The organism is Mesorhizobium sp. P2_E9 (assembly GCF_056403815.1).
Genome location: NZ_JBFUET010000018.1, coordinates 76195 through 99661 on the forward strand (window position 1 = coordinate 76195; position 23467 = coordinate 99661).

General features: G+C 63.0%; 30 protein-coding genes. 10 read left to right on the forward strand and 20 right to left on the reverse strand.

Annotated elements, in window-relative coordinates; all coding sequences use genetic code 11:
- Positions 1-4 precede the first annotated feature (4 nt).
- Entirely contained in the window at positions 5-205 is a 201-nt protein-coding gene (locus tag AC1D05_RS28395; protein WP_477445143.1) for a hypothetical protein, read from the reverse strand.
- 125 nt (positions 206-330) lie between these two features.
- Here AC1D05_RS28395 and AC1D05_RS28400 point away from each other — a divergent pair, with 125 nt between their 5' ends.
- Positions 331-1203 (forward strand): LysR substrate-binding domain-containing protein, encoded by an 873-nt coding sequence (locus AC1D05_RS28400; RefSeq protein WP_477445145.1) that lies wholly within the window; start codon positions 331-333, stop codon positions 1201-1203.
- Between the two features lie 24 nt (positions 1204-1227).
- Here AC1D05_RS28400 and AC1D05_RS28405 read toward each other — a convergent pair whose 3' ends face one another.
- Positions 1228-1956: an SDR family oxidoreductase gene (locus AC1D05_RS28405; RefSeq protein ID WP_477445147.1), complete on the reverse strand. Its 729-nt coding sequence runs from the start codon at positions 1954-1956 to the stop codon at positions 1228-1230.
- A gap of 135 nt (positions 1957-2091) precedes the next feature.
- Between AC1D05_RS28405 and AC1D05_RS28410 the strand changes: the two genes are divergently transcribed.
- The 7 genes from AC1D05_RS28410 to AC1D05_RS28440 all read left to right on the forward strand — a co-directional run bounded on the left by AC1D05_RS28410 (position 2092) and on the right by AC1D05_RS28440 (position 8150).
- Positions 2092-2988, forward strand: coding sequence for an AraC family transcriptional regulator (locus AC1D05_RS28410; protein WP_477445149.1), 897 nt, complete (start codon positions 2092-2094; stop codon positions 2986-2988).
- Between the two features lie 349 nt (positions 2989-3337).
- Positions 3338-3838, forward strand: coding sequence for an Lrp/AsnC family transcriptional regulator (locus tag AC1D05_RS28415; RefSeq protein WP_477445151.1), 501 nt, complete (start codon positions 3338-3340; stop codon positions 3836-3838).
- Positions 3835-4995, forward strand: coding sequence for a saccharopine dehydrogenase family protein (locus AC1D05_RS28420; RefSeq protein WP_477445153.1), 1161 nt, complete (start codon positions 3835-3837; stop codon positions 4993-4995). Before AC1D05_RS28415 ends, AC1D05_RS28420 begins: the two co-directional genes overlap by 4 nt.
- Before the next feature lie 99 nt (positions 4996-5094).
- Positions 5095-5883: an ABC transporter substrate-binding protein gene (locus tag AC1D05_RS28425; RefSeq protein ID WP_477445155.1), complete on the forward strand. Its 789-nt coding sequence runs from the start codon at positions 5095-5097 to the stop codon at positions 5881-5883.
- A gap of 124 nt (positions 5884-6007) precedes the next feature.
- On the forward strand, positions 6008-6679 hold the full coding sequence (locus tag AC1D05_RS28430; RefSeq protein ID WP_477445157.1) for an amino acid ABC transporter permease: 672 nt from the start codon (positions 6008-6010) through the stop codon (positions 6677-6679).
- Positions 6676-7350 (forward strand): amino acid ABC transporter permease, encoded by a 675-nt coding sequence (locus AC1D05_RS28435; protein WP_019859628.1) that lies wholly within the window; start codon positions 6676-6678, stop codon positions 7348-7350. The genes AC1D05_RS28430 and AC1D05_RS28435 overlap by 4 nt, the downstream gene beginning before the upstream one ends.
- A 71-nt stretch (positions 7351-7421) precedes the next feature.
- Complete coding sequence (locus tag AC1D05_RS28440; protein WP_477445342.1) at positions 7422-8150, forward strand: amino acid ABC transporter ATP-binding protein; 729 nt, start codon at positions 7422-7424, stop codon at positions 8148-8150.
- 20 nt (positions 8151-8170) lie between these two features.
- Here the strand turns inward: AC1D05_RS28440 and AC1D05_RS28445 are convergent, their stop codons facing one another.
- The 9 genes from AC1D05_RS28445 to AC1D05_RS28485 all read right to left on the reverse strand — a co-directional run bounded on the left by AC1D05_RS28445 (position 8171) and on the right by AC1D05_RS28485 (position 15612).
- On the reverse strand, positions 8171-10570 hold the full coding sequence (locus AC1D05_RS28445; RefSeq protein ID WP_477445159.1) for a tetratricopeptide repeat protein: 2400 nt from the start codon (positions 10568-10570) through the stop codon (positions 8171-8173).
- 128 nt (positions 10571-10698) lie between these two features.
- Complete coding sequence (locus tag AC1D05_RS28450; protein WP_477445161.1) at positions 10699-11088, reverse strand: DUF6314 family protein; 390 nt, start codon at positions 11086-11088, stop codon at positions 10699-10701.
- 89 nt (positions 11089-11177) lie between these two features.
- Positions 11178-11447 carry a hypothetical protein gene (locus AC1D05_RS28455; RefSeq protein ID WP_477445163.1) on the reverse strand — a complete coding sequence of 90 codons (270 nt, stop codon included), beginning with the start codon at positions 11445-11447 and terminating at the stop codon, positions 11178-11180.
- Positions 11444-12169 (reverse strand): tetratricopeptide repeat protein, encoded by a 726-nt coding sequence (locus tag AC1D05_RS28460; protein ID WP_477445165.1) that lies wholly within the window; start codon positions 12167-12169, stop codon positions 11444-11446. The genes AC1D05_RS28455 and AC1D05_RS28460 overlap by 4 nt, the downstream gene beginning before the upstream one ends.
- The gene (locus AC1D05_RS28465; protein ID WP_477445167.1) at positions 12166-13659 is read right to left on the reverse strand and encodes a tetratricopeptide repeat protein; all 1494 of its coding nucleotides are present in this window, start codon (positions 13657-13659) and stop codon (positions 12166-12168) included. Before AC1D05_RS28465 ends, AC1D05_RS28460 begins: the two co-directional genes overlap by 4 nt.
- 95 nt (positions 13660-13754) lie before the next feature.
- The gene (locus tag AC1D05_RS28470) at positions 13755-13886 is read right to left on the reverse strand and encodes a hypothetical protein (RefSeq protein WP_477445169.1); all 132 of its coding nucleotides are present in this window, start codon (positions 13884-13886) and stop codon (positions 13755-13757) included.
- Positions 13887-13977: 91 nt separating this feature from the next.
- Positions 13978-15093 carry an alkene reductase gene (locus tag AC1D05_RS28475; protein ID WP_477445171.1) on the reverse strand — a complete coding sequence of 372 codons (1116 nt, stop codon included), beginning with the start codon at positions 15091-15093 and terminating at the stop codon, positions 13978-13980.
- 43 nt (positions 15094-15136) lie between these two features.
- Positions 15137-15427, reverse strand: a complete 291-nt coding sequence (locus tag AC1D05_RS28480; protein ID WP_477445173.1) for an ArsR/SmtB family transcription factor — start codon at positions 15425-15427, stop codon at positions 15137-15139.
- A gap of 2 nt (positions 15428-15429) precedes the next feature.
- Positions 15430-15612, reverse strand: coding sequence for a hypothetical protein (locus AC1D05_RS28485; protein WP_477445348.1), 183 nt, complete (start codon positions 15610-15612; stop codon positions 15430-15432).
- On the opposite strand from AC1D05_RS28485, the gene AC1D05_RS28490 reads away from it, so the two are divergent.
- Entirely contained in the window at positions 15572-15685 is a 114-nt protein-coding gene (locus AC1D05_RS28490) for a type II toxin-antitoxin system YoeB family toxin (protein ID WP_477445344.1), read from the forward strand. The two genes, AC1D05_RS28485 and AC1D05_RS28490, sit on opposite strands and share 41 nt — an antisense overlap.
- Positions 15686-15766: 81 nt before the next feature.
- Here AC1D05_RS28490 and AC1D05_RS28495 read toward each other — a convergent pair whose 3' ends face one another.
- The 9 genes from AC1D05_RS28495 to AC1D05_RS28535 form a co-directional block, all read right to left on the reverse strand.
- On the reverse strand, positions 15767-16465 hold the full coding sequence (locus AC1D05_RS28495; RefSeq protein ID WP_477445175.1) for an RES family NAD+ phosphorylase: 699 nt from the start codon (positions 16463-16465) through the stop codon (positions 15767-15769).
- Positions 16459-16869, reverse strand: a complete 411-nt coding sequence (locus tag AC1D05_RS28500; RefSeq protein ID WP_477445177.1) for an antitoxin Xre-like helix-turn-helix domain-containing protein — start codon at positions 16867-16869, stop codon at positions 16459-16461. Before AC1D05_RS28500 ends, AC1D05_RS28495 begins: the two co-directional genes overlap by 7 nt.
- Before the next feature lie 67 nt (positions 16870-16936).
- Positions 16937-17305 carry a hypothetical protein gene (locus tag AC1D05_RS28505; protein ID WP_477445179.1) on the reverse strand — a complete coding sequence of 123 codons (369 nt, stop codon included), beginning with the start codon at positions 17303-17305 and terminating at the stop codon, positions 16937-16939.
- 157 nt (positions 17306-17462) lie between these two features.
- Positions 17463-18896: an aldehyde dehydrogenase family protein gene (locus tag AC1D05_RS28510; RefSeq protein ID WP_477445181.1), complete on the reverse strand. Its 1434-nt coding sequence runs from the start codon at positions 18894-18896 to the stop codon at positions 17463-17465.
- A 151-nt stretch (positions 18897-19047) separates the two neighbouring features.
- The gene (locus AC1D05_RS28515) at positions 19048-19383 is read right to left on the reverse strand and encodes a hypothetical protein (protein ID WP_477445183.1); all 336 of its coding nucleotides are present in this window, start codon (positions 19381-19383) and stop codon (positions 19048-19050) included.
- 21 nt (positions 19384-19404) lie between these two features.
- Entirely contained in the window at positions 19405-19788 is a 384-nt protein-coding gene (locus AC1D05_RS28520; RefSeq protein WP_477445185.1) for an ACT domain-containing protein, read from the reverse strand.
- Positions 19789-19816: 28 nt separating this feature from the next.
- Positions 19817-20284 (reverse strand): GNAT family N-acetyltransferase, encoded by a 468-nt coding sequence (locus AC1D05_RS28525; protein ID WP_477445187.1) that lies wholly within the window; start codon positions 20282-20284, stop codon positions 19817-19819.
- A gap of 663 nt (positions 20285-20947) precedes the next feature.
- A complete protein-coding gene (locus tag AC1D05_RS28530; RefSeq protein WP_477445189.1) occupies positions 20948-21937 on the reverse strand; it encodes an aldo/keto reductase in 990 nt (329 codons plus the stop codon).
- Positions 21938-21953: 16 nt separating this feature from the next.
- Positions 21954-22349: a (R)-mandelonitrile lyase gene (locus tag AC1D05_RS28535; RefSeq protein WP_477445191.1), complete on the reverse strand. Its 396-nt coding sequence runs from the start codon at positions 22347-22349 to the stop codon at positions 21954-21956.
- A 152-nt stretch (positions 22350-22501) separates the two neighbouring features.
- Here AC1D05_RS28535 and AC1D05_RS28540 point away from each other — a divergent pair, with 152 nt between their 5' ends.
- On the forward strand, positions 22502-23395 hold the full coding sequence (locus AC1D05_RS28540) for a LysR family transcriptional regulator (RefSeq protein WP_477445193.1): 894 nt from the start codon (positions 22502-22504) through the stop codon (positions 23393-23395).
- The last annotated feature ends 72 nt before the right edge of the window (positions 23396-23467 follow it).

Sequence of the window (23467 nt, forward strand, 5' to 3'; positions counted from 1 at the left end):
GGGATCAGTCATGCAGCAGCATGTCCGTCGCGTCGGCATCCCTGGATTTCGCTGGCGCGGCATCGGGACTGATTGAAGCCGCCCTTGTCGTACATCCCCGCAACCCGGGCTGCGCCTGCGCCATGGCAAGCGAAGCCACGGCAACCGCCAGCACGATGGCCAAGGTTTCAAGAAGGCCGGGCCGGCCTGTCGCTTTTTCGCTCATCGAAAATCTCCATCGCAAAAGATTTGACTGACATGTGGCCCGCGCACAATGTGGAAGTTGCGCCGTCAGCCTTCGTCCTGGGCGAAGGCTGACGCTGGCGCGGCACGGCTGTGCAGGAGCAAAAAATGCGCTTCGATCTCACCGATCTCCGGCTGTTCCTGCTGGTCGCCGAGCGCGGCAGCATCACCCATGGCGCCGAGCTTGCCGGGTTGGCTCTGGCCTCGGCAAGCGCCCGCATCAAGGGCATGGAGGAGCGGCTCGGCGCGCCGCTGCTGGAACGCCTCCGCCGTGGCGTGGTGCCGACGGCCGCCGGCCAGGCGCTGCTGCACCATGCACGCGCCGTGCAGAACCAGATCGAGGCGATGGCCGGCGACCTCGGCGCCTATGCCGGCGGCCTGCGGGCGCGTGTACGACTGATGGCCAACACCGCCGCCACGGCCGAGCTGCTGCGCGACATCCTGCCCGCCTTTCTGGTGGCGCATCCCGGCATCGACATCGATCTGGACGAACGCCCCAGCCACGAGATCGCCGAGGCGGTGGCCAGCGGTGCGGCCGATCTCGGCATTGCCGCCACCTGGGCCGGTCTTTCGCATCTCGAACAGAAACCGTTCTTCGTCGATCGGCTGGTGGTGATCACCGCGCGGAACAGGCCTGGCCTCGACGGCCATGCCGTCAGCCTCGCCGACATCTTGAGCGAATCCTTTGTCGGCCTCAGCCTCGGCCACGCGCTGCAGGAACACATCACCCGCCAGGCCGCCCGGCTCGGCGGCCATCTGCACATCCGCATCCGCGTGCCCGGCCTCGACAATGTCTGCCGGCTGGTCGCGCAAGGTGCCGGCATCGCCATCGTGCCGGAAAGTGCCGCGCGCCGCTCCGCGCGGACATTGCGCAGCCTACGACTGACCGACGACTGGGCAACGCGCCAGCTCAACCTCTGCGCCCGCAGCTTCGACGGGCTGACGCCGCAGGCAAAACTGCTGGCCGCGGTCCTGGTGTGAACCGAGGCGGTGGCCTGCCGGGTCTCACCAGGGCAACGGACCCTCATCGTAGAAATAGCCGCCGGTCGGACCGTTCTCGTCCAGGGTCGCCAGGCGAACGATGATCTCAGCCGCCTGCTCCACGGTACGGTAGCCACTGTGTCCGTTGAAGTCCGTCGCGGTATAGCCGGGGTCGGCCGAATTCACCTTGATGCCGGCCGCGGCAAGCTCCTTCGAGAAGGCAACGGTGGCGGCGTTGAGCGCCGTCTTGGAGCTGTTGTAGCCAAGGATATTGATCGCATAAAATTCATTGGCCGGATCGGTCAAGCCGCCGAGTGACCCCAGCCCGCTGGAAACCATCACCACATTGGCGCGCGGGGCTGCCTTGAGCAGCGGCAGGAAGGCCTGAGTGGTGCGGATCGGGCCGAACACATTGACCTCGTAGACATCCTTGATGATGGTTATGGGCTCTTCGCTGGGAGCGAGCATTGAGCCGAGGACGCCGGCATTGTTGACCAGCACATCGAGACGTCCGTCCTCCTGCAAAACGCGCGTGGCGGCCGCCTCGACGCTGGCGTCGCTGGCGACGTCGATCTCCAGCACGCGCACGTCATGGCCCTTCTGCCTGAGCTCGGCTGCCGCCGCTTCGCCGCGTTCAATGTCGCGGCTGCCCATCCAAACCCTGTAGCCAGCTTCGCCCAGCCGGCGCGCGGTTTCGTAGCCGATGCTCTTGTTGGCACCTGTCACCAATGCGGTCTTGTCGGTCATTTCCATCTCCAGTTTGATCCATGGTTGGTCTACGGCAGAGATGGGGCGGACCGCTGGCCGCCGCGTGCCGAAAACTGGTGAGTTCTTGCCTATTCCTGCCGGGAGCTTGATTGCCGGCCGCGCCGATGCGATCTACAGGCTGTGATGAAATCGCTCGACGACCTCAAAGCGCTGGTGATGCGCCATGCGCGCGGCCGGCTGACCGAAACCGGCATTCCCCGTGTCGCCATCATGAAGGGCGAGGCGACGACCGGGCCGTTGCTGGGGCTCTACGACCCAAGGTTTTGCCTGGTCCTGCAGGGCGCCAAATCCGTCATGATCGGCGATCAGCTGCTGCATTACGACGCCGGCCGTTACTTCATCGCCGCGGTCGAGGTGCCGGCCGTCGGCAAGGTTGTGCAGGCCAGCCTGCAGCATCCCTACCTCTCCGTCAGCATGGCCTTCGACACCACGCTCATCGCCTCGCTGCTGCTTGACATGCCGCCCGTTGCCGAGGCGCCGATCGGCCATGGCTTTGCCGTCAGCCGAGCCGACGAGGCGCTGGTCGACGCATGGCTGCGCATGATTGGGCTCATCGATCATCCGGCCGAAATCCCTGTGCTGGCGCCGTTGCTCGAACGCGAAATCCTGTTTCGGCTGCTGCAGGGACCGCAAGGTACCATGCTGCGCCAGATCGCCGGCGCCGACAGCCGCCTGTCACAGATTCGCCGCGCGCTGGCTTGGATCCGCGACCACTATGCCGAGCCGTTCCGCGTCGAGGATCTCGCCCGTATGGCCGGCATGAGCGCCTCGGTGTTCCACCGCCACTTCAGGGCGGTCACGGCGATGACGCCGATCCAGTACCAGAAGCGCATCCGCCTCAATGAAGCGCGCCGGCGCCTGCTCGCCACGTCAGGCGATGCGGCCGGCGTCGCCTTCTCCGTCGGCTATGAAAGCGCTTCCCAGTTCAGCCGCGAATATGCCCGCCTGTTCGGTGCGCCGCCCCTGCGCGATATCGGCCGCCTGCGCGCCGCGCCAGAGCCCACCGAGCTCGCCTGACCCCTTGAAGATGCAAGAGTAAAGCGGGAAGACCACGCCTTCCTAGCCCGCGCGCCGCGCGCCCTCTAGAGCAGTTCACCGTTTCACGGAAACGGCAAACCGCTCTAACTCTTTGTTTCAACGCAATTCCGGACGGAAAACCGTTTCACACTTTTCCTGGAATTGCTCTTGGCCGGCCCGTGCGGCGGCTTCGATACCAAGCGCTTTATCCTGCCTGCATGCAGGATAAGGAGATGGTCGCGGCCTGGAAGCGATACAGGCCTTGCTGTTATTAAAAATTTCTCATAATGTATTTTCACATATGAAAGAAAAAACCTCCAATTTCTCTCATTTATGAAAGACAGGGCTTTTGCGGGAACATCTCGATCTGACCGATCGGCGGCTGGTCAAACAGCTGTCGCAGGACGCCCAGCCGGGTATCAACCGCCTCGCCGAGATGTTGGCGATTTCGGTGCCGACGGTGCGCTCGCGGCTGCGCAATCTGCTCGACCGCAATCTGCTCAAGATCGTCGGCCTGTTGAACCTGACCGAGCGGCCCGAACTGATCTCGGCCATTGTCGGTATCAATGCCCAGGGGCGCGGCCGGGCTCGCGAACTGGCGCAGCGCATTTCCGAACTGCCCTTCGTCAACTCGGCTTCGGTGGTCACCGGGCGTTTCGACATCATCGTCGACGTGACGGTGGCCGGCGACGTCGCCGATCTCTACCGCGTCACCAGCGAGCTGATCCCGGGCGCCGGCGAGCCGGGCGAAGTCGTGCGCAGCGAGACCTTCGTCGTCATGGCGTCCTGCAACAAATGGGTCAGCCTGCCCGAAGGCTGCTGGTCTGACGACCGCAAGGAGACGGCATGAAGATCGCGGTTCTCGGCGGCCTCGGCCTGCAAGGCCGGGCGGCGATCGCCGATCTCGTTGCCAGCGGTGTCAACGAGGTGATCTGCGTCGATACCGCACCCGACGGTGCGGCCCGGCTGGCTGATCTGACCGACCTTTCCCGCGTGCGTTTCGTCGTGCCTGAGGGCGCGATTGGTCCGGCTCTCGCCAGCGTGCTGGCCGATGCCGACGCCGTCATCGATCTGTTGCCGCAGCCGCTGATGCGCGAGGCGGTGCAAGCTGCGATCGCAACCCGCACGCCGCTGGTCACCACCAATTACGGCAAGGCCATTGCCGACCTGGCGCCGGCCGCCGAACAGGCCGGTGTGTCTGTTATGACCGAATGCGGGCTCGACCCCGGCATCGACCTCGTGCTCTACGCCCGCGCCGCAAAGCAGTTCGACACCATCACATCAATCGAATCCTATTGCGGCGGCATTCCCGAACCGAAGGCGATGGCCAAGCCGCTCTGCTACAAGGTGAGCTGGAACTTCGACATGGTTCTGGTCAGCCAGAACCGCGACAGCGTGATGATCGAGGACGGCGAGCGCGTCGCCGTGCCGGCCGCCCGCCAGCACGACAGCCCTTTCATCCATGAGATCGAGGTCGCCGGCTTGGGTAAGCTGGAAGCCTTCCCCAATGGCGACGCGCTGCACTATGTCGAGATGCTGCCCGCGGCAAAAGCGCTGCGTCGCTCCGGCCGCTACACGCTGCGCTGGCCGGGATGGTCGGCATTCTGGGCGCCGTTGAAGGAGCTTGGTTTTCTGTCCGAGGACAAGGTGCCCGGCACCTCCAACAGCCCGCGCGAATTCCTCGGCCGGCTGCTCGGCCCGCAACTGCAATATGGCCCCGGCGAAAAGGACCTTTGCGTCATGCGCAATGTCTTTTCCGGCCTCGAAGGCGGACGCGCCAAGACGGTGACATCGGATTTGATCATCGAGCGCGACCTAGCCTCCGGCCTGTTCGGCATGAGCCTCGGCGTCGGCTATCCCGCCAGCATCGTGGCGCAAATGCTGGCGCGGCGCGAGATCACCACACCAGGTCTTTTGAACCCGCTGCTGCATGTGCCCGACGGACCCTTCTTCGAGGAACTGGCCAAACGCGGCATCAAGGTTGCCGAGACGGTGGCCTGGGACTGAGGATTTTCGAATGGTGGTTGCCGCCGGCAAACGGCGCCGCCGTTCAAAAAAGAGCCCAAGGGAATCCGCGGGCAAACAACAACAGGGAGGAATACCAAAATGACGATTGCCAGACTTTTCATCGCCGGACTTGCCCTTGCCGGGCTCGCCACGGCAGCCAGCGCCGGAACGCTCGACGAGATCACCAAGCGCGGCGAACTGCGTGTCGCGGTGCAGACCCAAGGACCGCCCTTCTCGCTGGTCGGCGCCAATGGCGAACGCACCGGCAGTTCGGTCGAACTCGCCGAACTGATGGCCAAGGAAATGGGTGTGAAAATCACCTTCCTTGATTTCGACTGGGACGGCCTGATCCCGGCGCTTCTGTCGGGCAAGGCTGACCTGCTGGTCGCCGACATGACGCCGACGCTGGCGCGCGGCATGAAGGTCGCCTTCACCACGCCCTACATGTACACGGGCAGCACTGTCTTCACCAAGGCCGACAGCAAGTTCAAGACCACCGAGGACTGCAAGGCCAAGGGCACCAAGATCGCCGTGCTGCTCGGCGCCACCGGCGAGAAGGAAGCCAAGACCGCCTTCCCCGATGCCGACATCAAGAGCTACAAGGGCGGCGGTCCGCTGCTGCTCGACGCCGTCAACAACGGCCAGGCTGATTGCGGCGTCAACGACATCTCGGCGGTCAAGGGCCAGCAGACGGCCTATCCCGCCGGCAGCTTCACCATCATGCCGGACCTCTTGTCGAAGGAGCCGCTTGCCTTCGCCACCCGCTATGACGAGCCCGACCTGCTGGTCTGGATGAACCTGTTCCTCAACCAGGTCACCATCGACGGCCGCCTGCAGAAGAACCTCGACTACTGGGTGAATTCCGACGCCTGGAAGAAGGATCACTGAGGAAATAGGAACTAGTGAGTAGGCAGTAGGGAATGGTGAATGGTGAATGGCCATTCGATACACTTCCTTACTGCTTACTGCCTACTGCCTACTGCCTACTGCCTACTCACACCACCGTGCCCCCATGCTCGAAAATTTCAGCTTCCGCACCATCGTCGAATACCTGCCTTTGTTCGGGCAGGGCCTGGTCACGACCGTCTGGCTGTCGGCGCTGTCCTTTGTCGGCGCGCTGATCGTCGGCATCGTGCTGTGCGCCATGAATTTGCAGCGCGGCTGGCTGTTTCGTGCGCCGGCCAAGGCCTATATCGACGCCGTGCGCGCCACGCCCTTGCTGGCGCAGCTCTATTTCCTCTATTTCGGCCTGCCCCGGCTCGGCTTCGTCCTGCCCGAACTCGTCGTCGGCATCCTGGCGCTGTCGCTCAACAGCGGCGCCTACATCGCCGAGATCATTCGCGCCGGCATCCTGTCGATCCCGCGCGGCCAGGTCGAAGCCAGCGTCGCCTCGGGCATGACCTATGTCCAGCGCATGCGCCTGGTCGTGCTGCCGCAAGCCTTCAAGGTGACGATCCCGCCGCTGCTCGGCCAGGCGATCGTGCTGGTCAAGGATTCCGCCCTGCTGTCGCTGATCTCTGTTGCCGAACTGACGCGCGCCGGCCAGCTGCTCGCCTCCGATCGCTTCATGCCAGCCGAAGGCTTTCTCACCATCGCCGCCTTCTATCTGCTGCTCTACTACTGCTTGAAGGGACTGGCTGTTCTGTCCAGTCGCTGGCTCGGCACGGCGGGGGCGCGCGCATGATCTGGCAGCAGTTCCTCAGCCTCGCTGGCTCGTATCCCCTCGCCTTGCGCGGCCTCGGCATGACGGTGGTGCTGTCGCTGATCAGCCTGGTGCTCGGCACGCTGCTCGGCTTTGGCCTCGGCATCTTGCGCACCGGCGGCAACCGGCTGATCTCGAGCGTCATCGGCGCCTGGGTCGACCTGATCCGGGGCACGCCGTTCCTGGTGCAGATCTTCCTGATCTTCTTCATCCTGCCGGAGTTCGGCATCGAGCTCGATGCCTTCACCGCCGGCATCATCGCGCTGACCAATCTCGCCGCCTGCTTCATCTGCGAGATCGTCGCCGCAGGCATCCGCTCGGTGCCGACCGGCCAGGTGGAGGCGGCGCTAGCATCCGGCCTGTCGCGCTGGCAGCGCATGCGCCAGGTGGTGCTGCCGCAGGCGATGCGCATCGTGCTGCCGCCGCTGGTCGGGCAATATGTGCTGCTGATCAAGGATTCCTCGGTCGTCTCGGCCATCGGGCTGACCGACCTCACCCGGGTCGGCTGGCTGGTGGTGCAGCGTGTGCCCAACGGCCTGCTGGTCTTCTTCCTGGTCGGCGTCGGCTACTTCATCGTCTGCTATCCCTTGATCATGCTGGCCCGCCGGCTCGAACGCCGCATGGGCGCGGCCCATGGCGAGGTGCAGCTGTGACATCGAACCCTGGAGGTGCGGCCAACATGACCAAACCAAACCTGACCAAACCAAGCCTCGCCAAAACCGGCATGATCGACTTTCGCGGCGTCAACAAATGGTTCGGCACGCTCAACGTGCTGAAGGACATCACGCTCAGCGTCGAGCCGCGCGAAGTCGTCGTCGTCTGCGGCCCGAGCGGCTCCGGCAAGAGCACTCTGATCCGTTGCATCAACGGCCTGGAGACGATCAAGGATGGCGATCTCATCGTCGACGGCCAGCGCATCAGTGACCCCGCCACCAACATGACGCAGCTGCGCACCGAGATCGGCTTCGTCTTCCAGTCGTTCAACCTCTACCCGCACAAGACGGCACTCGAAAACGTCACGCTCGCCCCCATCCATGTCCGCAAGATCTCGCGCGCTGAAGCTGAAAAGGCCGGCCGCGAACTGCTGGCCAAGGTTGGCCTGGCCGACAAGGTCAACGCCTATCCGGCACAGCTTTCCGGCGGCCAGCAGCAGCGCGTGGCGATCGCTCGCTGCCTCGGCATGCGGCCGAAAATCATGCTGTTCGACGAGCCGACCTCCGCCCTCGACCCCGAGATGATTTCCGAAGTGCTCGACGTCATGGTGGCGGTCGCCGAGGAAGGCATGACCATGATGGTGGTGACGCATGAGATGGGCTTTGCCCGCAAGGTCGCCCAGCGCGTCGTGTTCATGGACGCCGGCGCCATCGTCGAAAGCGGCACGCCCGACGAGTTCTTCTCGCACCCCAGAACCGACCGCAGTCGGGCGTTTCTGAGCAAGATTCTCAGACATTGAAGCCAGCAAAAATGCCTTGATTATAGCGATACGCCCAGTTCGTGCAGTGCAGCCTTGGCCGCTTGGTATTCGTTGAAGTCTTTGGGGCAGCCGCTGATGGCGGCCCGGTAGAGCTGCAACGCTTCATCGTTTTGGCCCTGTAAGCGGCTGAGTTCGGCCGTATAGAAATTGGCCTCGCAGACCTGCCCGGTTTTCGTGGTCGCATCCGGATCGTCAGCGGCCTTGAGTGTATCGGCCGGTGTCTGCTGGCCAAGCAACATCCGAACCACCGGCGCCGGCCATTTCGTCATGTCGACCTTGCCGATCCAGCCCTGCAAGTGGCTCCCCATGCCACTGCGCCGGTTGGCCAAATCCAGCCAGATCGCGGAATAGGCAAAGTCGGGCTTGAGCGTGGCCGCCTGTTCGAAATCGGCCCGCGCCTTGGCCAGCGCGCCGGAGTAGAACGAGACAATCCCCCGGTCAAAATAGGCGTCGGCGTTTTTCGGATCGAGGGAAATCCCTTTGTCGAAGTCGGCTAGTGCTCGCGCATTGTCGCCCTTGTCAGCCCATGCCGTCCCTCGACCGGCGTATGCCGCGGCAAATTTGGCGTTTTCTGGATCGAGGCTGATTGCTTCGTTGTAATCTGCGACCGCACGATCATTGTCGCCTTTCCTGCCCCATGCGAGGCCTCGGTTGTAATAAGAGAGGGCATGTTTCGGGTCGAGGCTGAGCGCCTGATTGTAGTCTGATATGCCGCGGTCATAGTCGCCCTTGGCGACAAACAGCAGGCCTCGATTGTTGTAGGCATCGGTTATTTTCGGATCGAGGCTGATCGCCTGGCTGTAGTCGGCGACCGCACGGTCATTGTCGCCCTTCTTTCCCCATGCAACGCCTCGGTTGAAATAAGAGGGCGGATCTTTCGGATTGAGGCTGATCGCCTTGTCGAAGTCGGCAATGGCACAGTCATTGTCGCCCTTCCTCACCCATGCGATGCCTCGATTGGAATAAGGAAGAGCACGTTTCGGGTCGAGGCTGAGCGCCTGGCTGTAGTCTGATATGCCGCGGTCATAGTCACCCTTGGTAACCCACAGCAGGCCTCGATTGTTGTAGGCATCGGCCTCTTTCGGATCGAGGCTGATTGCTTCGTTATAGTCGGCGATGGCACGGTCATTATTGCCTTCGTTCGCCCATGCAACGCCACGGTTGGAATAAAACACGGCGCGTTTGGGATTGAGGTCGATCGCCCGATCGTAGTCTGATATAGCGCGGTCGTTGTCACCTTTGGCAACCCACAGCAGGCCTCGATTGTTGTTGGCATCGGCGCTTTTCGGATCGAGGCTGAGTGCCTGGCTGTAGTCCGCGATCGCGCGGTCATTGTCGCCCTTGTGGGCCCATGCCATGCCTCGGTTGAAATAGGAGAGCGTATTTTTCGGATCGAGGCTGATCGCATGGTCGAAGTCGGCAATGGCACGGTCATTGTCGCCCTTCCTCACCCATGCGATGCCTCGATTGGAATAAGCGACGGCATGTTTGGTATCAAGGCGGATGGCTTGCTCATAGTCGGCGATGGCGCGGTCGTAATCGCCCTTGGCAGCCCACAGCAGACCGCGATTGTTATAGGCATTGATGATCTTGGGATCGAGGTTGATCGCCTTGTCGTAGTCGGCAATGGCGGCGTCATCGTCGCCCTTGCGGGCCCATGCCATGCCTCGGTTGGTATAAAAGTCGGCATGCTTGGGATCGAGGCTGATCGACTGGGTATAGTCGGGGATGGCGCGATCGTCGTTGCCCCTGGTGGCCCAGATCAGACCTCGATTGTTATAGGCCGCGGCGAATTTCGGGGCGAGACTGATCGCCTGATCGTAGTCGGCAATGGCATGGTCATAGTCGTTCTTGTTCGCCCATGCGATACCCCGGTTGAAATAGGAAATCGCATGCTTCGGGTCGAGGCCGAGCGCCTGGTCGTACTCGGCGATGGCGCGATCATTGTCTCCTCTGGCAACCCACACCAGACCTCGATTGTTGTAGGCATCGACATTTTTGGGATCGAGGCCGACCGCCTGGTCGTAGTCGGCCATGGCGCGATCATTGTCGCCCTTGTGCTGCCATGCCATGCCTCGGTCGTAGAACGCCCTGCCGTTTTCTGGATCGAGCTTGATCGCCTGGTCATAGTCGGCAATGGCCTGGCCGTAGTTTCTCTTTGATTCCCAGACATTGCCGCGCATGACGTAAGCGACGCTGCGCCTGCTGGCGCCGGCGTATTCGATGACTTGCGTACAGGCCGCGATTTGTCGGGCTGTGTCGACGCTTTGGCCGATGCAATCGGTATAGTTCGGGTCAGTCTGCAAAAAACGCGCGAATACCATCCCGACAACAACGATCACCAGTGTGATAAGCCAGTACCACTTGCGGACCAGCGCGATCAACTCGCCCTTGATCATCGAGACCCCTCATTCGATTTCGGCCAGGTGCTTCGACCTGTCGCTGCCGCCTTGAGCTTTTTAGCCAAGGCCGAGCATTGCTTCCAACCACTTCCAGGTGATCTCAGGATTTTCACGATCCGCGGCTCTTACAGGCGGCAAAACCACCCAAGGCTCGCATAATTCTTGCGCGGGCCCTTGACCCGCCACGCCTCGGCCCATTCGTCCGGCCCGCGAAAGAAGAAACGCCCGACATAGAGATCGGCGCCGCAGAGATGGCGGACGGTCTGCACCGCCTTCGGAGCAAGCTCGATGAACTCGCTTCCATCGGCATGAAGGATCCGCATCGAACGCTCGCCTGGCTCAAGCCGGTAGCGCCTGCTTGCCGGCATTTCGCGGGAATCGATCCGCATGATGCCATGCTCGGTGAAGCCATCAGCCGTGACCACGGCGTCGCCGGCGAAGCGGTAGGTCTCGCTGGCCAGGAAATCGATCATGGTGCGGCGGACTTTCCAGTCGCCGACAAGGCTGCCTGTCATTGTCACACTGGCCTGGCCATCGGGACTAGGCGTGTTTCCTCGGCCAGATTCCACAGCGCGGCGCGTGTCCATGATGCGATGAACCGCCCTCACGGCGCCTTGCCCATGATACGCAGCGCGTTGGTGGCGGCGGTGTACTCGATGAAATCATGGGGACAGCCGCCAAGCGCAAGCCGGTAGAGCCGCAAGGCTTCCTCGTCGCGATGCTGCAGCCGCAGGAACTCCGCCGTGTAGAAATTCGCCGCGCAGATCTGCTCGTCTGTCGTCGTTGCATCGGGATCGTTGGCTGCCGCCAAAGCCGCTTCGGGCGGCTGGTCGCCCAGCATCATGCGCACCAGCGGCGCTGGCCATTTCGTCATGTCGAGCTTTGCGTCGCGCAACACACTCGGTTGCCCATTGTGGCGGCGGCGTCGAGGCTGATCGCCCGGCTGTAGTCCGCTATGGCGCGTTCCGGATTGCCCTTGGAGGTCCAGGCCAGCCCGAGGTTGAAATACTGATCGGGATTCTCGGAATCGAGAAAGACCGCCTGGCTGTAGCTGGTGATGGCGCTGTCATAGTCGCCCTTGCGCAGATACGCATTGCCGAGAAGATTATAGACATCGCTGGTTTGCGGTTCGAGACTGATCGCCTTGCTGAAATCGGCGATCGCGCGGTCTTCGTCGCGCTTCTGGGCGTGCCAGATCAGGCCCCGGTTGGCATAGGCAAGGGAAAATTGCGGATTGAGCTCTATCGCCCTGCTGTAGTCGGCGAGCGCCCGGTCATAGTCCTTTTCGTGGGTCCAGGTCAGGCCACGATTGTTGAAGGCATCGGCGTCCTTGGGATCGAGCTCGATCGCCTTGTCGTAATCCGACAGAGCGCGATCATATTCGCCGGCCGCGTCCAACGCGTTGCCGCGATCGAAATAGGCAATTTCCCGATCGCTTGCCGAGGTCGCCTTGTCCTCAATCACATTGGTGCAGGCAACGATCCGGTTGGGCGAGGTAAGCTTGTCGTTGGCGCAGACATCCATACGGCTGTCGGCGGCCATGGCGGGAGCGCCGAGCGCCAGCAGAATGGCGAGGCAGATTGGAGGGCGTCTCACGGCGTAACCCCTGTGGCACGAAGCGCCGCTTTGGCCGCGCTGTACTCGACGAAGTTCTTGGGGCAGTCGCTAATGGCAAGGCGATAAAGGCGTAAGGCCTCATCACCATGCTTCTGCAGCCGGTCGAACTCCGCCGCGAAGAAATTTGCCTCGCAGATCTGTCCGGCCTTCTTGACCGCATCCGGATCGTCGGCGGCTGCAAGCGCCACCGTGGGTGTCAGTTCGCCAAGCAGCATCCGCACCACCGGCGCCGGCCATCTGTTCATGTCGAGCTTGCCTTCCGCCGCGCGCAAACTGCCCGCCGAGCCATCATGCCGCTCAGCGAGATCGGCCCAGATGGCGAAATAGGCGCTGTCCGGCACCAGCCTGGCAGCCTGTTCCAGGTCGGCCCGCGCATCGGCTATCGGGCCCGCATAGAAGCGCAAGATGCCCCGGTCCTGAAACAGTCGAACGTTTGTCGAGTCGAGCAAGATCGCCTGACTGAAGTCGGCGATCGCCTTGCCGTCGGCCCCCTTGTTACGCCAAGCCCGCCCTCGGCCTTCAAATGCTTCCGCATCCTTAGGGTCCAACAAAATAGCCTGGTCTAAGTCGGCGATGGCGCGGTCGTCATCGCCCTTGTGCTGCCAGGCGTATCCCCGGCTGCTGTAGGCGAAAGAAAGCTTTGGATCCAGGCTGATGGCTTGATCGAAGTCGGAGATGGCGCGGTCATAGTCTTTTTTGAAAAGCCAGGCCGTACCCCGGCTGGCGTAGCTTATGCCGTTCCTGGGATCCAGGGAGATGGCTTTGTCGCTGTCGGCGATGGCGTGGCTATAGTCGCCTTTTGCCGCCCAGGCCAACCCTCGGCTGCAATACACCAATGCCCGCTTCGGATCGGCCTTGATCACCTCGTCATAGTCGGCAATGGCGCTGTCATAGTTCCTCTTCTTGAGCCACGCATTGCCTCTGCGGAGGTAAGCATCCTCCCGATTGGAGGAAGCATCGGCAAAACTGGGATCGATTTCTATCGCCTGGTCGTAGTCGGCGATGGCCTGATCGAAGTCGCCCTTGCGTGCCCAGGCCACACCGCGATTGGTATAGGTAGCGGCCTTCGGATCGAGGCTTATCGATCTGCTATAGTCGGCGATGGCACGGTCATAATCCTTCTTGTGGCTCCACGCCAATCCCCGGTCGTTGTACGCAGTAGCGTCTTCAGGACTGAGGACTATGAGCTGATCGTAGTCGGCGATCGCACGATCATAGTCGCCACTGTCGGCCAGTGCGCTTGCGCGCATGGCGTAGGCAATGACATGGTCACGATATGCCTCGCTCTCGTCCGCGATGACGCGCGAACAGGCAGCGATCCGCAAGGACGCATCGGCCTTTTCATTGTTGCAATCATGAAAATCGCTGTCCGTCGCCATGGCCGGAGCGCCGAGCACCAGCAGGATGGCGAGACCGGCGAGAGGCCGCCGCGCCTTTACAATCGATCGCAAAAATCCATGAAGCATCATGTCAGCAGAATCTGGAACACAATTATGGGTTGCTGGCCTTGTACCGACTTGATCAGCCAAATTCATGATCTTCGCAAGTCACCACCGCAAAGAAATCAAGACGGCTTCGCTTCCAGCTCCGCCACGCAGGCGACGTGTTTGGCCGAACGGATCAACCGGATCGGTACGCCGTAGGCGCGCGACAGCACCGCTTCGGTCAGGATTTCGCCGGTCGACGCAGGCGACATGGCTGCTGGTCCGGTCGCGGATCGGCGTGATGGCCAGCCGGCTCCCCATGGGAGCCGACTGCCTTGTGGGCAGGCTGACTGGGAGAGCGGCTCAAGCCGCCGTCGGATAATCCGTATAACCCTTGGCGTCGCCGCCATAGAACGTCGCCTTGTCCGGATCGTTCAGTCCGGCGTTGCGCTTCAGCCGGCTGACGAGGTCGGGATTGGCGATGAACAGCTTGCCGAACGCGACAAGGTCGGCATAGCCGTCCCCGACGGCCTTTTCGGCCAGTTCCTTGTCGTAGCCATTGTTCACCAGCCAGGCGCCAGTGCCGCCGGCCTTGCGATAGGTGGCCTTGAGTTCTTCGTAGTCGAACGGCTTGTCGCCCTGGCTGAAGTCACGCGCGCCGCCGGTCGCGCCTTCGACGATATGGATATAGGCGAGGCCACGGCTGCCGAGGCCCGCCACCACATGGTTGAAAAGCGGCTGCGGATCGGCATCCGAAGTGTCGTTGGCGGGCGTCACCGGCGACAGCCTGATCCCGGTCCTGCCGGCACCGACGGCGCCCGTGACCGCGTCGACCACCTCGAACAGGAAGCGCGTCCGGTTCTCGATGGAGCCGCCATAGTCATCGGTGCGATGATTGGTGCCCGAGCGCAGGAACTGGTCGATGAGATAGCCATTGGCGCCATGGATCTCGACACCGTCGAAACCCGCAACCTCGATCGCCGCCTTGGCGGCGCGGCGGAAATCATCGACGATACCGGGAAGTTCGGAGGCGTCGAGCGCGCGCGGTTCGGAGGTCTCGGCGAACTCGCCGCTGCCATCCGGCTTGACCAGGAAAGTCTTGGAGTTTGCCCTGATCGCCGACGGCGCCACCGGCTTGCCGCCGCCGGGCTGCAACGAATTGTGCGAGATGCGTCCAACATGCCAGAGCTGGACCACGATCTTGCCGCCGGCCTTGTGAACGGCGTCGGTAACGCGCTTCCAGCCGGCAAGCTGATCCGAGCCATAGAGGCCGGGCACGTTGGCATAGCCCTGGCCCTGATGGCTGATGGCTGTGGCTTCGGTCACGATCAGACCAGCCGTGGCGCGCTGGCCGTAGTAGGTCACAGAGAGGTCACCGGGCACCGCATTGGGCGAGCGGTTGCGCGTCAGCGGCGCCATGACGATGCGGTTGGCCAGCGTCAGGTCGCCGGCCCGCAGGGGATCAAAGAGGGTAGTCATGAGAAATGCCTTTCATGCATTTTGGGGAACGGGGGGAGGATCGTCAGAGATCGGACAAGGCAGCCTGGAAGGCGGCGATGGTTTCTTCGTTGCGCTTGTAGAACACCCATTGGCCGACCCGACGCGTGGTCACGAGGTCGGCCGACGCCAGTGTCGCCAGATGTGCCGAGACGCTGGACTGCGCCAGGCCGCGATGGTCGAACTGGCTGGCGCAAACACCCATCTCGAGCGGATGCGCCTGCGCGGCGAAGTGCCGTTCAGGCTCCTTCAGCCACGCCAGCACATCGCGTCGGAACGGATGCGCCAGTGCCTTCAATATGATGTCGTTGTCCATCTTCATCCCGCATCGATCTCGACCGATATATAGATCGGGTAGAGCCGATATGGCAGGAAATCCATTCCATTCTTAGGGGCGATGGGAGAAAGCGTTTCCCGCACGGCACGCACGCCGTTCACCGGGACAGGCAAGCCGGAACCGTTGCGCAGGCCACTTTCGGGATGGTGGTCACGGCGCATCACGCGGGAGCTTCGTCTGGTTTACCGCGCAGGCGAAGACAGGCTGTTCATCGCGCAATGTCGCTATCACTACTGAGAGAGCTGACCAGCCTTCCGGAGCGCCGGTTGTGGTCTATCCCCGCCCGACAACCAGCTGTGGAGAGCCCAAAGCCAGTCATCAGCTGACCGCCAGCACCTTGCCCGTATCATGCTGGCGCACGAAATCCACGCGCTTGCCGTCCCAGTGGTAGGAGTAGTGCCGGCCCTGGACCGGGACGGGGATGACGTCGGGCCAGAAGATGCCAATGCATTGGCCCTCAGGCATGCGCACGCTGTTCCACACCAGCCCGTCGCTGCCGGCGGCACGTAGTGCCCGCCCTTCCGCCTGCGAGGCGGTGTAGTCGTCGGGGTCGAGCACGCCGGGCACCGCGTTGACGTCATCGAGGTCGCGGTCGACGCTGCCGATCAGCACGCGAAAATCAGCCGTCCAGCCCGGATCCTCATTGGTGGCGCGCATGAAATTCTGGTGGTGGTGGATGGTTTCGGCCAGAGCCACATCCTCGCTGTCGCCGGCATAATAGAGGCCGTAGCTGCCATCGGAGAAGCGGCCGGGCCGCAGCGTCGAACAATGCACGAAGGGCGCCATGACGAAGCTGGCGCCAGGCCCGGACACCCGCCTTGCCGCCGTAACTTTGCCGAGGTCGCCGATCTCGAGCCGGATGCGCGGATTGGTCTTCTCCTCGACCGAGGCCAGCGCCTCCCAGTCGCGCGGATCGGCAATGTCCTCGAACAGGTCGATCGGCGGATGGATGGAGCGGATGATGCGAAACGTCTGGTGCCAGTGGACGCGGCGCCGCACGCCAAGCCCACTCACCATGCACCACGCTCCGCATCGAGCCATTCGCGCATGGCGGCGAGGTCGGAGATTTCGCCGCGCAGCATCAGGTCGAGCGCCGACTGGCCGCCGAAAGTGGCGTTCGGCTTGCGGATCCAGGCATAGCCGCGCGCCGGTTCGGTGAAGAGATAGCGCAGGCCTTTATGGATGCCCATCAAATGCGCCATGCGGGTGCGCAGGTCACGGTCGATGCGGCCGATGCCGCCTTCCTTCCAGCGCGCCCACGTCCGTGCCGACACGCCGCCGAGCAGGATGCAGGCCTCGAGATCGGTGAGGCCCCAGGCCTTGAACAGATTGACCGTTGTGCGCGCAAGCGCCCCGGCCTCTTCCTCTGAAATGGCTGACCCGACCGTGGCCGGCGTGGAGATGATGGACTGAAGCTGCATGTTTGCTGACCTCTGCTATTGGCAGAGATATAGCATGTATTTGCCAATTGGCAAGGAGAAGCCAAAATCAGGCTCCTGGAATGGCAGAGTCGCGAGGCAAGAGCCCGCACCGCTCTTTTGCATAATCCCAAGCGGAAAAAGGCGTATCGACCCGTCGCCCAGGCGGTGTCTTTATGAACGGATCCAGGCCAAAAAGACTGTATGTCTCAAACCGCTTTTCGGGGGTTGCTCCCGGTTTGAAAGCATCGTCCAGTTCGCCGTCGACTATGGCGCGGCAATGCGCCACCGCCTCTTCGTAAGTTGCGAACTGTCCGTCCAAATATCGATGACTTTCGTCACGATAATGGAAATTATCGTCGACGAAGACTTGGTAGAGACTCTCGTCGGGCTCTGACTTTTCCAGCTTCGGCTCATCCGCGATTCGTGCAGGAAACACCCAAGAATTTCCGCAACACCAGCATAAATGCTCGGTGGCTGGAGGCAACCAAAGCTCGATAAGGCGCCACGTCAATTCCTAGGCGTGGCGGCCTCGGATGCCAAACAGATGAAGCACTTTGGGCCGGCATTGTTGCCGGCCCAAAACCGCGTCGTGCCTACTCAGCCGCCTCATATCCCGCGATGCCCTTGATCTCGAGGAAATCCTCGAGCCCGTATTCGGCATATTCGCGGCCATTGCCCGACTGCTTGTAGCCGCCGAAGGGCAGGCCGGCGTCCCAGGTCGGGTAGTTGATATAGACATTGCCGGAGCGCATGCGCGCCGCCACGTCGCGCGCCTTCTGGATGTCCTTGGCCTGGATGTAGGAGGCAAGGCCGTAGACGGTGTCGTTGGCCTGCTCGACCGCCTGTTCGACCGTGTCGTAGGGCAGGATCGCCAGCACCGGCCCGAAGATTTCTTCGCGCGCGATGCGCATGTCGTGGGTGACGTCGGCGAACACGGTCGGCCTGATATAGTAGCCGCGGTTGAGTTCGGCCGGACGGCCGGGGCCGCCGGCGACCAGCGTCGCGCCTTCGTCTATGCCGGCCTGTATCAGGTCCTGGATCTTGTCGAACTGGACCTGGCTGACGACAGGGCCAAGCTTGGTGTTGGCGCCGTCGGCCGGGCCGACCACGAACTTTTCCGCTGCTGCCTTGGCATAACCCGCCGCTTCATCATGGCGGTCGCGCGGCACGAACATGCGGGTCGGCGCATTGCAGGACTGGCCGCTATTGCCGAAGCAGCCGGCGACGCCCTTGGTGACGGCGGTGGCGAGGTCGACATCCGGGAATAGGATGTTGGCCGACTTGCCGCCAAGCTCCTGATGCACGCGCTTGACCGTGTCGGCGGCCGCCTTGGCCACCAATATGCCGGCCCGGGTCGAGCCGGTGAACGACATCATGTCGACGTCGGGATGGCTGGACAGCGCCTGGCCGACGCCGGGGCCGTCGCCATTGACGAGGTTGAACACGCCCTTCGGCACGCCGGCCTCGTCGATGATCTCGGCAAAGATGATGGCGTCGAGCGGCGCGATCTCCGACGGCTTCAGCACCATGGTGCAGCCGGCGGCAAGTGCGGGACCCACCTTGCAGGTGATCTGGTTCAGCGGCCAGTTCCACGGCGTGATCAGGCCGACGACACCGATCGGCTCCTTGACGATCAGCGAGGACCCTTTGACATCGCGGAACTGGAACGCCTTCAGGGTCTCCGCCATCTTCTCCAGATGCGCCTGGCCGACGCCGACCTGGCTGTCGAGCGCCATCTGGCGCGGCGCGCCCATTTCGCGCGACACGGCGAGCGCCAGATCCTTGGAGCGCTTCTTGTAGACCGCGATGACGCGGTTGAGGATATCGAGGCGCTCTTCCACCGAGGTGAAACCGAACGAGTTGAAGGCGCGCTTGGCGGCGGCCACCGCCTTGTCGACATCGGCCTTGGAGCCGAGCGAGATCTGCGCGAAGGCATCCTCGTTCGAGGGATCGATGACATCGAGCGTGTTGGGCACAACAGGATCGACCCACGCGCCATCGATATAGAATTGCAGATTGTGTGACATGGTTTTCTCCTTGGGGGCGCCGCAGGGCCGTTCCGGCGTGATATCTGGCTAGAAATAACGATGCGCAAACCGCGCTGTCAAACGCAACCCCCGAAGTGGTTGAGCCAGCGCTCCCAGTGATTGAGCCAGAGGCGTTGGGCCAGCAGAGCGATCAGTTCGGCTTTGAACCGATATCGCCTGGAGCCTCGAAACCCGCATTGGCAAGCCGCTGGCGAAAGCGGCGAACCCAATCGTTGCCTTCATCCCGAAGCATGTCCCACAGCGGCCATTCGGGAGTCGCTTCGACAGCATGTAAAATGGACCAGTTGAGCCCGTAGGCTGTGTCGCCGTCGGCAGGCAGCAACGATATCAGGGCGCTGACGTCATCGGCGGACAATGGACGAACCAAGGATTCGATGCACGTTTGCGCCGCGGTAATTTGCTCGAGACTGAGATTTTCCGCCAACTTCAGAGCAATCCTGCAGAGATCGCGGACAGCTTCCTGCATCACGCCAGCCTCCTTATTTCCTCAGGTAAGCGTGTGTCCCGCCTCGACCAGATGCCGTCTCGCCGCTTCCTGATCCGCCATTTTCACCAGCAGATGATCGCCGTCAAAGGTGGACACCAGGAAGATGCCCAGCCCGTTTTCCGACAGCGGCTGGATGACCGACAACACGATGCCGGTTTCGTCGAAAGCAAAAGGCCCCTGCAATTTGAAGGCGATCCAGTCGCCATCGTGCTTGACCGTGCCTGGAACGCGATCCTGCAGACACGTGATCGAAAGCTCGTCGTCGGTCCTGGTGATGCTGACGAAGCCCGGCCCGTCCGCCCAGCCGGGAATGCTGTCGCCCGCCCCGAGCCGCGAAATCGCATACGACCCGGGAAGTTGCTTCAATTTGACCCTGGCAGCCATCGTCGTATTCGTGCCTCCGATTTGCCCGCTATCGCGTCAATCTCTTGCCCATATAGACCGTCATGCCGCCCATGAACGGCTCCTCCCGGTCGATCGTATAACCATGCCTTTTGTACAACAACACATTGGCCTCGAAAGCGCCGTTGGTCAGCAGGCGCAGCTCGGGGCGACCGGCTTCGAGCGCCTTGCGTTCAGCCCGCTCCAGCAACAGCCGGCCGATGCCCCTGCCCTGCGCCTGTGGCGCGACGCAGACATTTTCGATCCAGAGATGGTCGTCGGCCAGCATGGTTTCGATCACCCCGACGATGCGGCCGTCCGCAATGGCGAGCTCGAACGGATGCTCGGCAACGGCCTTCTCGTAATCGGCACGCATCGGCAGCGGCTCGCGGCCGATCACCGGCACCCATTTGCCATAGGCTGCACGCACAATATCCCTGATCTCGGCGGCGTCGGTTGGTTCGGCCGGCCGAAACCGGATGGAAGACTTGATGGTCATGACAGTGCTCCAGACATGGAAAACCCCGCCGGCGTTGTCGCGGGCGGGGCTGGAAACGAACGAACCGGGTTTCATCCTGCCGGCCTTCGTCGTCGCGCAATCAGCTTGCCGCTCCGCACTGGGCAGGAACGGCGTCGGTTGGTGTTTGTGGGCGCGAGGGCGAACATGGCGCCAAGCTGGAACAAGAGGCGCGGCGCTGTCAAGGTTTGGAAATTTGCGGCGCCCCCAACGCTTCGTCATCCACGGGCGGAGCAAGGAGCGCAGCAACGCGGCGTAGGCCCGAGGATCCATGCCGGGACTCTGAAGCGTCACTACGGTCCAGAATTCTGCGCCGCTGCACTCTACGGCTGAGGTCGCGGCATGGATCCTCGGGTCTCCGCGACGCCGCTGCGCGGCTGCTCCGCCCGTGGATGACGAAGCGTTGGGGCTTCCGCCAATCGCCTAGCCATCCCTCGACGTGAGCATCCCTCGACGTGAGCAGCCCTCAAACGTCCACGCCGAAGCCTCAATACTCCTGCGCGGTCGGCCTAAACAGGATCTCGTTGATGTCGACCTCGTCGGGCTCATGGCGAACACCACGGTCCTGGCGAAGGAATCCGCCGGGATCGCCAACCCGGTCATAGAGCGCGCGTACGCCCTCGGCGACATCGGGCTCCGTCCGCCTCAGCGATCGATCCGTGCCGCCTGTGCCGGGGAGTAGCGCTCTCCCTGCACGGCAATCGCCGAGACCGCGTTCCCGATGTCGGCAAGATCGTCCGTGGTCAGCGCAACGGTGGCCGACCCGATGTTCTCCTCGAGGCGGTTGAGCTTCGTCGTGCCGGGGATCGGAACGATCCACGGCTTTTGCGCCAGCAGCCAGGCGAGCGCCACCTGCGCCGGGGTCACCTTCTTTTGCGCCGCGATCGCGACGATCGCATCGACCAGCGCCTGGTTCGCCTTGCGCGCCTCTTCCGCGAAACGCGGCACGGTGTTGCGGAAGTCGCTGCTGTCGAACGTCGTGCTGGCGTTGATGGCGCCGGTCAGGAAACCCTTGCCCAGCGGGCTGAAGGGCACGAAGCCGATCCCCAGTTCCTCAAGCACCGGCAGGATCGCCTCTTCCGGCTCCCGCCACCACAGCGAATATTCGCTTTGCAGGGCGGCTACCGGCTGCACTGCATGGGCGCGGCGGATGGTGCGCACACCTGCCTCGGAGAGGCCGAAATGCTTCACCTTGCCTTGGCTGATCAACTCCTTCACCGCGCCCGCCACCTCTTCGATCGGCACCACCGGATCGACGCGATGTTGGTAGAGGAGATCGATGCGGTCGGTCCTCAGCCGCTTGAGCGAGGCCTCGACGACGTCGCGAATATGCTGCGGCCGGCTGTCCATGCCCTCATGTCCGGCATTACCGGCTATGTCGATGCCGAATTTGGTGGCGATCACCACCTGGTCGCGGATCGGCTGCAGCGCCTCGCCGACGACATCCTCGTTCTTGAACGGTCCATAGACCTCCGCGGTGTCGAAGAAGGTGATGCCGCGTTCGAACGCCGCACGGATCAGGCGCACGGCATCCGCCGTCTCCATCGGTGCCCCGTAGGACTGGCTGATCCCCATGCAGCCAAGGCCGATGGCCGAGACTTCGAGACCGCTTGTTCCAAGTGTGCGCTTTTGCATTGTCGTGCTCCCTTGATCAGGCCTGATACTGCGCGTCGCTGACATGCTCCATCCAGTCGACCGCCTTGCCGTCGAGCGCTTCCTGGATGGCGATATGGGTCATGGCGGTGGTGGGTGCGGCGCCATGCCAGTGTTTTTCACCGGGCTCGAAACGGACCACGTCGCCCGGCCGGATTTCTTCTATCGGCCCGCCTTCGCGCTGCACCCGGCCGCAGCCGGCCGTGACGATCAGCAATTGCCCAAGCGGATGGGTGTGCCACGCCGTGCGCGCGCCGGGCTCGAAGGTGACGGCATTGCCAGCCGCGCGAGCCGGTGCAATGGCCGCAAACAGCGGGTCGATCCGCACCGTGCCGGTGAACCAGTCGCCCGGGCCCCTGCCGGAGGCTTGCGAGCCGCTCCGCTTGATATCCATGGTTTTTCCCTTCTCGACGCCGGGCAGGACACTGCCACGGCTTCCAGGGCCGCCGATTTCGGGCAGCTACCTTTGATAGCTTCTATTTAGCGCCTGCGATTGGCCTGGATTAGGTGCTATATCCAGCATGTACTTATGAGAAGGGCTCATCAATGCCGCGAGACAATCTGAACGAGCTGACCGCCTTCCTCGCCGTCGCGCGCGAAAAAAGCTTCACCAGGGCGGCGGCACAGCTCGGCGTTTCGCAATCGGCGCTTAGCCACACGGTGCGCGCGCTGGAGGAGCGGCTGGGCGTGCGGCTGCTCACCCGCACCACGCGCAGCGTGGCGCCCACGGAGGCCGGCGAGCGGCTGGTGCGCTCCGTCGGGCCAAGGCTCGACGAGATCGAGGCCGAGCTCACTGCGCTCAGCGCCTTGCGTGAAAAGCCCGCCGGCACCATCCGCATCACCGCCGGCGAGCACGCCGCCGACGCGGTGCTGTGGCCGGCGATCGCGCAGCTCTTGCCGGACTATCCCGACATCAAGGTCGAGATCATCGTCGACTACGGCCTGACCGATATCGTCGCCGAGCGCTATGACGCCGGCGTGCGGCTTGGCGAACAGGTGGCGCACGACATGATCGCGGTGCGCATCGGTCCCGACATGCGCATGGCAGTGGTCGGCGCGCCGGCCTATTTCGCCGGGCGGCCGAAGCCGCGCACGCCGCGGGACCTGACCACCCACAATTGCATCAACCTGCGCCTGCCGACTTATGGCGGGCTCTACGCCTGGGAATTCGAAAAGGCCGGGCGCGAACTGAAGGTGCGCGTCGAGGGCCAGCTGATCTTCAACACGGCGGCTCTGCGCATGAATGGCGTGCTGGCAGGCCTCGGCTTGGCCTATCTGCCCGAGGACCAGGTGAAGGCGCATCTGGCCGACGGCCGGCTGGTGCGGGTGCTGGCCGACTGGTGCGGGCCCTTCCCCGGCTACCACCTCTATTACCCTAGCCGCCGCCAGGCGACGCCAGCCTTCTCGCTGCTGGTCGATGCGCTGCGCTACAGGGAGTAGGCGCAGTCCATCTGGACTGTATCCGCGGTCGTTCTATCTTCCTGCCGGAACGTGACCTGACACCCCCGGAGC

What these genes read in the sequence shown, in the direction of transcription:
- AC1D05_RS28395 (WP_477445143.1), bottom strand. Translation starts at nt 205, where the DNA reads ATGAGCGAAAAAGCGACAGGCCGGCCCGGCCTTCTTGAAACCTTGGCC.
- AC1D05_RS28400 (WP_477445145.1), top strand. Translation starts at nt 331, where the DNA reads ATGCGCTTCGATCTCACCGATCTCCGGCTGTTCCTGCTGGTCGCCGAG.
- AC1D05_RS28405 (WP_477445147.1), bottom strand. Translation starts at nt 1,956, where the DNA reads ATGGAAATGACCGACAAGACCGCATTGGTGACAGGTGCCAACAAGAGC.
- AC1D05_RS28420 (WP_477445153.1), top strand. Translation starts at nt 3,835, where the DNA reads ATGAAGATCGCGGTTCTCGGCGGCCTCGGCCTGCAAGGCCGGGCGGCG.
- AC1D05_RS28425 (WP_477445155.1), top strand. Translation starts at nt 5,095, where the DNA reads ATGACGATTGCCAGACTTTTCATCGCCGGACTTGCCCTTGCCGGGCTC.
- AC1D05_RS28430 (WP_477445157.1), top strand. Translation starts at nt 6,008, where the DNA reads ATGCTCGAAAATTTCAGCTTCCGCACCATCGTCGAATACCTGCCTTTG.
- AC1D05_RS28435 (WP_019859628.1), top strand. Translation starts at nt 6,676, where the DNA reads ATGATCTGGCAGCAGTTCCTCAGCCTCGCTGGCTCGTATCCCCTCGCC.
- AC1D05_RS28440 (WP_477445342.1), top strand. Translation starts at nt 7,422, where the DNA reads ATGATCGACTTTCGCGGCGTCAACAAATGGTTCGGCACGCTCAACGTG.
- AC1D05_RS28445 (WP_477445159.1), bottom strand. Translation starts at nt 10,570, where the DNA reads ATGATCAAGGGCGAGTTGATCGCGCTGGTCCGCAAGTGGTACTGGCTT.
- AC1D05_RS28450 (WP_477445161.1), bottom strand. Translation starts at nt 11,088, where the DNA reads ATGACAGGCAGCCTTGTCGGCGACTGGAAAGTCCGCCGCACCATGATC.
- AC1D05_RS28455 (WP_477445163.1), bottom strand. Translation starts at nt 11,447, where the DNA reads ATGACGAAATGGCCAGCGCCGCTGGTGCGCATGATGCTGGGCGACCAG.
- AC1D05_RS28465 (WP_477445167.1), bottom strand. Translation starts at nt 13,659, where the DNA reads ATGATGCTTCATGGATTTTTGCGATCGATTGTAAAGGCGCGGCGGCCT.
- AC1D05_RS28470 (WP_477445169.1), bottom strand. Translation starts at nt 13,886, where the DNA reads ATGTCGCCTGCGTCGACCGGCGAAATCCTGACCGAAGCGGTGCTGTCG.
- AC1D05_RS28475 (WP_477445171.1), bottom strand. Translation starts at nt 15,093, where the DNA reads ATGACTACCCTCTTTGATCCCCTGCGGGCCGGCGACCTGACGCTGGCC.
- AC1D05_RS28480 (WP_477445173.1), bottom strand. Translation starts at nt 15,427, where the DNA reads ATGGACAACGACATCATATTGAAGGCACTGGCGCATCCGTTCCGACGC.
- AC1D05_RS28495 (WP_477445175.1), bottom strand. Translation starts at nt 16,465, where the DNA reads ATGGTGAGTGGGCTTGGCGTGCGGCGCCGCGTCCACTGGCACCAGACG.
- AC1D05_RS28500 (WP_477445177.1), bottom strand. Translation starts at nt 16,869, where the DNA reads ATGCAGCTTCAGTCCATCATCTCCACGCCGGCCACGGTCGGGTCAGCC.
- AC1D05_RS28510 (WP_477445181.1), bottom strand. Translation starts at nt 18,896, where the DNA reads ATGTCACACAATCTGCAATTCTATATCGATGGCGCGTGGGTCGATCCT.
- AC1D05_RS28515 (WP_477445183.1), bottom strand. Translation starts at nt 19,383, where the DNA reads ATGCAGGAAGCTGTCCGCGATCTCTGCAGGATTGCTCTGAAGTTGGCG.
- AC1D05_RS28520 (WP_477445185.1), bottom strand. Translation starts at nt 19,788, where the DNA reads ATGGCTGCCAGGGTCAAATTGAAGCAACTTCCCGGGTCGTATGCGATT.
- AC1D05_RS28525 (WP_477445187.1), bottom strand. Translation starts at nt 20,284, where the DNA reads ATGACCATCAAGTCTTCCATCCGGTTTCGGCCGGCCGAACCAACCGAC.
- AC1D05_RS28530 (WP_477445189.1), bottom strand. Translation starts at nt 21,937, where the DNA reads ATGCAAAAGCGCACACTTGGAACAAGCGGTCTCGAAGTCTCGGCCATC.
- AC1D05_RS28535 (WP_477445191.1), bottom strand. Translation starts at nt 22,349, where the DNA reads ATGGATATCAAGCGGAGCGGCTCGCAAGCCTCCGGCAGGGGCCCGGGC.
- AC1D05_RS28540 (WP_477445193.1), top strand. Translation starts at nt 22,502, where the DNA reads ATGCCGCGAGACAATCTGAACGAGCTGACCGCCTTCCTCGCCGTCGCG.